Origin of the sequence: Dietzia papillomatosis NBRC 105045, assembly GCF_001570845.1 — a bacterium.
GTDB classification, from domain to species: domain Bacteria; phylum Actinomycetota; class Actinomycetes; order Mycobacteriales; family Mycobacteriaceae; genus Dietzia; species Dietzia cinnamea.
On sequence record NZ_BCSL01000033.1, the window covers coordinates 36,458 to 42,866 of the forward strand.

Below are 6,409 nucleotides of genomic sequence, written 5' to 3' on the forward strand. Positions count from 1 at the left end.
GTCGGCGAGCCTACGGCCCCGTACGATCCGGTGCATGCGGAAAATCGACCCGACCGAGCGGGTCCGCGGCGTGGTGCGGGCCTTCCGGGGCCGGCACGGCCGGCGCGCCCGTGCGCTCGCCGTGCGGTTGGACGGCGACGACGACGAGGTGGTCCTCCGCCCGTGGGAGCTGCGGTTGCCGAGGGTGGTCGTCCACGCGGCGGCCCGGTCCAGGGGCTGGGAAACCGTCGGGGGCGCGCGGGCGCTCGTCCAGCGGGGCCCGTGGCTCGAGCCGATGCACTTCGTCCGCGGCGGGGACGCCCATCCGACCGGTGACCTGCGGTGAGCCCCGGCTGGGTGATCACGGTCCTGGCACTGCTCCCGCTGCTCGCGTGGGTGATCGCCGCCGCGGTGATCGCCGCCCGCCGGTGGTGGCGGCGTCGGGGGGATGACCGTGCGCGCCGGCTGCGGTTGGCCCGGATGTTGCGCGGTGGCGAGCTCGTCGTCGTCCCCACCTCGGACATCGACCTCCCCGAGGCCACCGTCCTCGCCGTCGCGGCGGATGCCGGGTACCGACTCGTGGGCTACGAACGCGCGGACACGCCCCTGTGCCGCCGGATCGGGGTGTTCGTGCGCATAGGCGGGGAGGTCGACGCGGTGATCAGAGGCGTGCCCGCACCCCGGTAGCGTGACGCGCATGCGCATCGGGATGGCTCTGAACTACAGCGGCGGGTTCGCCGAGACGGCCGCGGAGGCCGCGGACCTCGAGAGGGCGGGACTGGACATCGCGTTCGTCCCGGAGGCGTACTCGTTCGACGCCGTGAGCCAGCTCGGCTACCTCGCGGCCAAGACGTCCACCATGGAGCTGGCGTCGGGGATCCTGCAGATCTACACCCGGACGCCCACGCTCACCGCCATGACCGCGGCCGGGCTGGACTTCGTCTCCGACGGCCGGTTCGTGCTGGGCCTGGGCGCCTCGGGCCCGCAGGTCGTGGAGGGCTTCCATGGCGTGAAGTACGACGCGCCGCTGGCCCGCACGCGCGAGGTGATCGAGATCTGCCGCAAGGTGTGGCGCCGCGAGAAGGTCGTCCACGACGGGAAGAAGTACCAGATCCCGCTGCCCGCCGACCAGGGCACCGGGCTGGGCAAGCCGCTCAAGCTCATCAACCATCCGGTGCGCTCGACCATCCCGATCGTCCTGGCCGCGCTCGGGCCCAAGAACGTCGAACTGGCCGCCGAGGTCGCGAACGGCTGGCAGCCGCTGTTCTTCCACCCGGAGAAGGCGCACCTCGCGTGGGGTGACGCCCTGGCGGCGGGCAGGGCGAAGCGCGACCCGTCGCTCGGCGAGCTCGACGTCTACGCCGGCCCCGCCCTGGCGATCTGCGACGAGGCCGAGGTGCCCTTCTACCTCGACCTCGTCCGGCCGCACCTGGCCCTCTACATCGGTGGCATGGGCGCGCGCGGTAAGAACTTCTACAACGAGCTCGCGTGCCGCTACGGCTACGAGGACGAGGCCGCCCGCATCCAGGACCTCTACCTGGACGGCAAGAAGGAAGAGGCTGCAGCGGCGGTCCCCGACGAGCTGGTCCGCTCGGTCTCCCTCATCGGGCCCGCCGGATACGTCGCCGAGCGGGTCGAGGCGTTCCGCGAGGCGGGCGCCACCACGCTCACCGTGGTCCCCATGGCCCTCGACGCGCCCGGCCGACTGCGCCTCGTGGAGCAGTTCCGCGAGATGTGCTGACCTGCGCTGGGCGCCGGTCAGGCGAGCTCGACCACCACGTTCTTCAACACGGGGGCGTCGTCGCGCTCCGCGACGGTGGCCGCCACGAGCAGGCGCGAGCCCTCCTCCCACACGCGGACGCGCATGGTCTCGCCGGGGAAGAAGATGCCGCCGAAGGTGACGCCGTACCCGCTGACGCGGGAGACGTCGCCGCCCAGCACCTCGTCGACCACCGCACGCAGGACCACCCCGTACGAGCACAGGCCGTGCAGGATCGGACGCGGGAACCCGGCGGCCTCGGCGAACGCGGGGTCCGAGTGCAACGGGTTGCGGTCACCACACAGGCGGTAGAACAGCGCCTGCTGGGGGAGCGTGGCCACCTCGATGGTGTGGTCGGCGTCCCGCTCGGGGTACTCGACCTTCTCCGACGTTCCGCGCTCGCCGCCGAAGCCGCCCTCGCCCTTCGCGAAGATGCCGGACCGGGAGGTCCACAGCTTCTCGCCGTCGGCGGAGACCGTCTCGGACTCCTGGATGATCACCGCGGCCGACCCCTTGTCCTGGATCTCGGCGATCTTCGTGGTGGTCACGGCGGTGCCGGCGGCCGGGATGGGGCGGTGCAGCGTCACGGACTGGCTGCCGTGGACGACCTTCGCCAGGTCGATCTCCACACCCGGGAACGACACCTTCGGCGCCTCGGTGACGTTCATCGTCGCCGCGACGGTGGCGAACGACGGCAGCACCTTGGGCGCGGAGTCGTGGACATACTCCAGCCCTGTGGTGTCCGTGGGGTCGGCGGCCGCGCCCACGGACAGTGCGTAGAGCGCCACGTCGGAGGCGGTCCAGGAGAATTCCTGGGAGGGCAGCTGTGCCCCGAGGGCTGTGTCGAGATCGATCGGCACGTCAGACTCCCGTCTTCTGGGTGGAGGGGGTGGAGGCGAGCATGTGCTCGACGGCGAGGTAACCGAACACCATGGCGGGTCCGATGGTGGCGCCCGGGCCGGCGTAGGTGTGGCCCATGACCGGCGAGGACGCGTTGCCCGCGGCGTAGAGTCCCTCGATCACGGAGCCGTCCTCACGCAGCACACGGCCGTGGACGTCCGTGTTGGCGCCGCCCTTGGTGCCGAGGTCGCCGGGCACCATCGTGGCCGCGTAGAACGGGGCCTTGCGGACGGGGCCGAGGCTCGGGTTGGGCTTGTTGGTCGGGTCCCCGTAGTAGTGGTCGTAGCCCGACTGACCGCGCTGGAAGTCCTCGTCGCGGCCCTTCTCGGCGAAACCGTTGAAGCGCTCGGCGGTGCGCTCGAGGGCGTCGGCCGGTACGCCGATGAGTTCGGCGAGCTCGGCGAGGGTGTCCGCCTTGTGGAAGTTCTCCGTCGCCAGCCACTTCCTGGGCAGCGGCTGCTTGGCCTGCAGACCGGCGAAGAGGTACCGGTTCTTGTACTCCTGGTCGAAGATGATCCAGGCTGGCAGGTTCTCGGCCGGGCCCTCACCCTGGCCGTACTCGCCGCCGTACATCCTGTGGCCTGCCTCGACATAGGGCAGCGACTCGTTCATGAAGCGCTCACCGCGCGGGTTGACCATGAACGAGCAGGGCAGAGACCTCTCGGCCAGCGCGAACCACGGACCACGCGGGAGCATGATGGTGGGACCCCACCAGGCGTCCTCCATGAAGGACAGCTCGGCGCCGACCTGCTCCATGGCCTCGATGCCCTCACCGGTGTTGGCGGCCGCACCCACGGTCCAGTCGGTGGGGATGGGCTGACGCTGGTACTTGTCCCGCATCTCCTGGTTGTGCTCGAATCCACCGGAGCCCATCACCACGCCGAGGCGCGCGCGCAGCGTGACCTCCTCACCGTTCCGCATCGCGGTGATGCCGACGACCCGCTCCTCGTTGCCGGAACCCTCGGTGACCAGACCGGTCATGGGCGTCTCGAGCCACACCGGCACGCCCGCGTCGAGCAGGCCCTTGCGCAGGCCGGCGATGAGCGCCCGGCCCATGCCCACTGAGTTCTGCCCCCGGGCCTTCGCGAGGAACATCCGCAGCGACACCTTGATCGAGCGGCGGATGCCCTTGGTGGTCGGCCGCTGCAGCAGGTTGAGCCACCGGTAGTCGGACTGCATGACCACCATGTTCGCCGGGGCCTTGGCGTAACCGGGCTCGAGCTTGTCGGCTTCGGACCCCAGTTGTCGTAGGTCGAACGGCTTCGGCTCGACGGACCGGCCTCCGAGGCGACCGCCGGGAGCCTCGGGGTAGTAGTCGGAGTAGTCCTTGACCCACTCCAACCGGAGCGGGGAGTTGGCGAGGACGAAGTCGAGGACCTCGGGCCCGCGGTCGACGTAGGTGTCGATCCGCTCGGCCGGGACGACGTCGCCGACGATCGAACGGAGGTAGGTCCGCGCGGCCTCGGGGGTGTCGAGGACACCGTCGCGCTGGAGCACCGAGTTGTTGGGGATCCACACGCCGCCGCCGGAGCGGGCGGTGGAGCCTCCGTAGTGCGGGGCCTTCTCCACGAGGACCACGCTGAGGCCCTTCTTTGCTGCCGCGAGGGCGGCCGTCATGCCTGCTCCACCGCTGCCGACGACGACGACGTCGAATTCCTGGTCTGCCATGTAGAACACGTTATAGAACTGATCGTCGTCACGCCAGACGCCCCAGGTAGCATGCCCGTCATGCTCACCGAGGAGACCCGCGCCACTCTGGCCCAGCGACTGTGGGACGCCGAGACCGACGTCTCGCCGATCGCCCCGCTGACCGACGACCATCCGGACATGAATGCTGACGACGCGTTCGAGATCCAACTCGTCAACATTCGCCGCAAGCTCGACGCCGGTGCAGTCGTCATCGGCCACAAGGTGGGTCTGGCGTCCAAGGCGATGCAGGAGATGATGGGCGTCGACGAGCCCGACTACGGTCACCTGCTCGACTCCATGGAGTATCCGGAGGGCGCGCCGATCGAGGCGGCGCGCTTCTGTTTCCCGCGCGTCGAGGTGGAGGTGGGCTTCATCTTGGGTGCTGACATCCCGCCGGAGGGGTGCTCGCAGGAGGAGGCCGCGGCGGCGATCGAGTGGGTCGTCCCGTCGATCGAGCTCATCGACTCCCGGATCCGCGACTGGAAGATCAAGCTGCCGGACACGATCGCGGACAACGCCTCGTCGTGCGGTTACGTCATCGGCCGGCAGCGCGTGCGTCTGGCGGACATCGACGTGGCCGCAATCGATGCGACGCTCTACAAGAACGGCGAGTTCCTCGCCTCGGGCCGCTCCGACGCGGTGTTGGGCAACCCGCTGAACTCGGTGGGATGGTTGGCCTCGACGGTCGCGAAATTCGGCGTCCGACTGCGCAAGGGCGACATCATCCTCCCGGGCACCGCCATTCGCGCGATGGACGCGACGCCGGGCGACACCTTCCGTGCGGAGTTCGCGGGCCTGGGCGACGTGACGATGGCGTTCCGCTAACGGTCCGAGCTCAGGGCGCGCCCGGCTGCCGCGGCCGCGCGGGTGACCAGCGGTTCGAGCCGGGCCAGGGCGTTCTCGTCCGCCGCGCTCGCGGACAGGGCAGCTACTGCCCGTGTGCCGCCGGCGCCCTCCTCGTCGTCGTCGAACACCGGCGCCGCCACGCAGTACAGCCCGGGGGTGAGCTCGGCGCGGTCCACCGCGCGCTTCTTCCGGCGGATCTCGCCGAGCTCCACCTCCAGCGCGTCGGGCGAGGTCAGTGTGGTCTCGGTCCACGCGATCATCGGCCACCGCGCGACGCGGCCGGCGGCATCCTCGTCGAACGCCAGCATCGCCTTTCCCACCCCCGTGCAGTACGCGGGTAGCCCGCCCCCGATCCGTGACGGTGACGGGATCGGGCGTGGGCCGTGCAGTTTGTTGAGATAGACCACCTCGTCCCCGTGCAGGGTGGCCAGGTGGACGGTCGCGCGCGTGGCCTCGAAGAGGTGCGCGAGGAACGGCGTGAGTGCCCGCCGAATCCGCTCATATTCAGGCGAGACGGGGATCGGGTCCAGTTCCTGGACCAGCGGCCCGAGCCGGTAGCGCTGGCCGATCCGCGTCACCGCGTCGTTGCGCTCGAGGGCGGTGAGCAATCGCAGCGCCGTGGACTTGGCCAGCCCCGTCTCCCGCGCTATCTCGCTCAGGGTCATCCCGGTGCCCGCCGCCGTCACACGCAGCACCTCGAAGGCGCGATCGACGGGGGAGGTGGGCGGCTCGGTCATGCGGTGAGTGTAGCGCGCGGGTCGGACACGCCGGGGTCGTTGAATCGAACTCTTGCGCTATTCCTGCGCGCCGGTTAGGGTCGTATATACGTTCTACTGAGGCGGCGTGGGGGGGGTGAAGATGTCGGAAGCGAAGCCGTTGTTCGCCGTCTCCGATCCACTCGGCGCTGCCGACATGAAGGCGGTCAGTGACGCGGCGCGGGCGGCGACGCTGGCACAGAACCGGGCCGGTGCCACGCGGTTGGAGGCCGCGCACATGCTCGTCCAGCAGTTCTCCCGCGCGGCGGAGGCGGAGGCAGCCGACGCGGAGCGCCGCGAGGCGTCGCCGCGGCCGGCCTATGCGCGGCTCGCTCCGGAGTCGCGGGCCCGGGACCATCTGGCGGCGGCGTGTCAGCTCACGTGCTGGCACGCCGAGCGACTGGTCACGGCCGGAGTGCAGATCCACTCCCGGCTGTTGCGCCTGAGGTCCTCGGTCGACCGGGGGTTGGTGCCCGAGCAA

General features: G+C 70.5%; 7 protein-coding genes and 1 pseudogene. 5 read left to right on the plus strand and 3 right to left on the minus strand.

Translation table 11 applies throughout. The annotated features are described in order from the left end of the window. The first annotated feature begins 34 nt into the window (after positions 1-34). Genes DPA01S_RS11980 through DPA01S_RS11990 form a run of 3 tightly spaced genes read left to right on the plus strand, consistent with a single transcriptional unit; the run spans position 35 to position 1,720 of the window. The gene (locus DPA01S_RS11980) at positions 35-325 is read left to right on the plus strand and encodes a hypothetical protein (protein ID WP_061227433.1); all 291 of its coding nucleotides are present in this window, start codon (positions 35-37) and stop codon (positions 323-325) included. Then, entirely contained in the window at positions 322-666 is a 345-nt protein-coding gene (locus DPA01S_RS11985) for a hypothetical protein (protein ID WP_061916511.1), read from the plus strand. Before DPA01S_RS11980 ends, DPA01S_RS11985 begins: the two co-directional genes overlap by 4 nt. Positions 667-676: 10 nt before the next feature. Further along, a complete protein-coding gene (locus DPA01S_RS11990; RefSeq protein ID WP_061227559.1) occupies positions 677-1,720 on the plus strand; it encodes an LLM class F420-dependent oxidoreductase in 1,044 nt (347 codons plus the stop codon). Between the two features lie 17 nt (positions 1,721-1,737). Here the strand turns inward: DPA01S_RS11990 and chsH3 are convergent, their stop codons facing one another. Together chsH3 and kstD are read right to left on the minus strand one after the other, a co-directional pair. After that, complete coding sequence (chsH3, locus tag DPA01S_RS11995) at positions 1,738-2,598, minus strand: enoyl-CoA hydratase ChsH3 (RefSeq protein WP_061227431.1); 861 nt, start codon at positions 2,596-2,598, stop codon at positions 1,738-1,740. Between the two features lies 1 nt (position 2,599). Beyond that, entirely contained in the window at positions 2,600-4,306 is a 1,707-nt protein-coding gene (kstD, locus tag DPA01S_RS12000; RefSeq protein ID WP_061227558.1) for a 3-oxosteroid 1-dehydrogenase, read from the minus strand. 60 nt (positions 4,307-4,366) lie between these two features. Between kstD and DPA01S_RS12005 the strand changes: the two genes are divergently transcribed. Beyond that, positions 4,367-5,152 (plus strand): 2-keto-4-pentenoate hydratase, encoded by a 786-nt coding sequence (locus tag DPA01S_RS12005; protein WP_174521494.1) that lies wholly within the window; start codon positions 4,367-4,369, stop codon positions 5,150-5,152. Here the strand turns inward: DPA01S_RS12005 and DPA01S_RS12010 are convergent. Next, complete coding sequence (locus DPA01S_RS12010) at positions 5,149-5,910, minus strand: IclR family transcriptional regulator (RefSeq protein WP_061227429.1); 762 nt, start codon at positions 5,908-5,910, stop codon at positions 5,149-5,151. The two genes, DPA01S_RS12005 and DPA01S_RS12010, sit on opposite strands and share 4 nt — an antisense overlap. A gap of 121 nt (positions 5,911-6,031) precedes the next feature. Between DPA01S_RS12010 and DPA01S_RS12015 the strand changes: the two are divergent. Next, positions 6,032-6,409: pseudogene (locus tag DPA01S_RS12015) on the plus strand (HNH endonuclease); the annotation flags it as partial.

Excerpts from the sequence above, each read along its gene's own strand:
- DPA01S_RS12010 (WP_061227429.1), bottom strand. The coding sequence starts at position 5,910 with ATGACCGAGCCGCCCACCTCCCCCGTCGATCGCGCCTTCGAGGTGCTG.
- DPA01S_RS12005 (WP_174521494.1), top strand. The coding sequence starts at position 4,367 with ATGCTCACCGAGGAGACCCGCGCCACTCTGGCCCAGCGACTGTGGGAC.
- kstD (WP_061227558.1), bottom strand. The coding sequence starts at position 4,306 with ATGGCAGACCAGGAATTCGACGTCGTCGTCGTCGGCAGCGGTGGAGCA.
- DPA01S_RS11980 (WP_061227433.1), top strand. The coding sequence starts at position 35 with ATGCGGAAAATCGACCCGACCGAGCGGGTCCGCGGCGTGGTGCGGGCC.
- DPA01S_RS11990 (WP_061227559.1), top strand. The coding sequence starts at position 677 with ATGCGCATCGGGATGGCTCTGAACTACAGCGGCGGGTTCGCCGAGACG.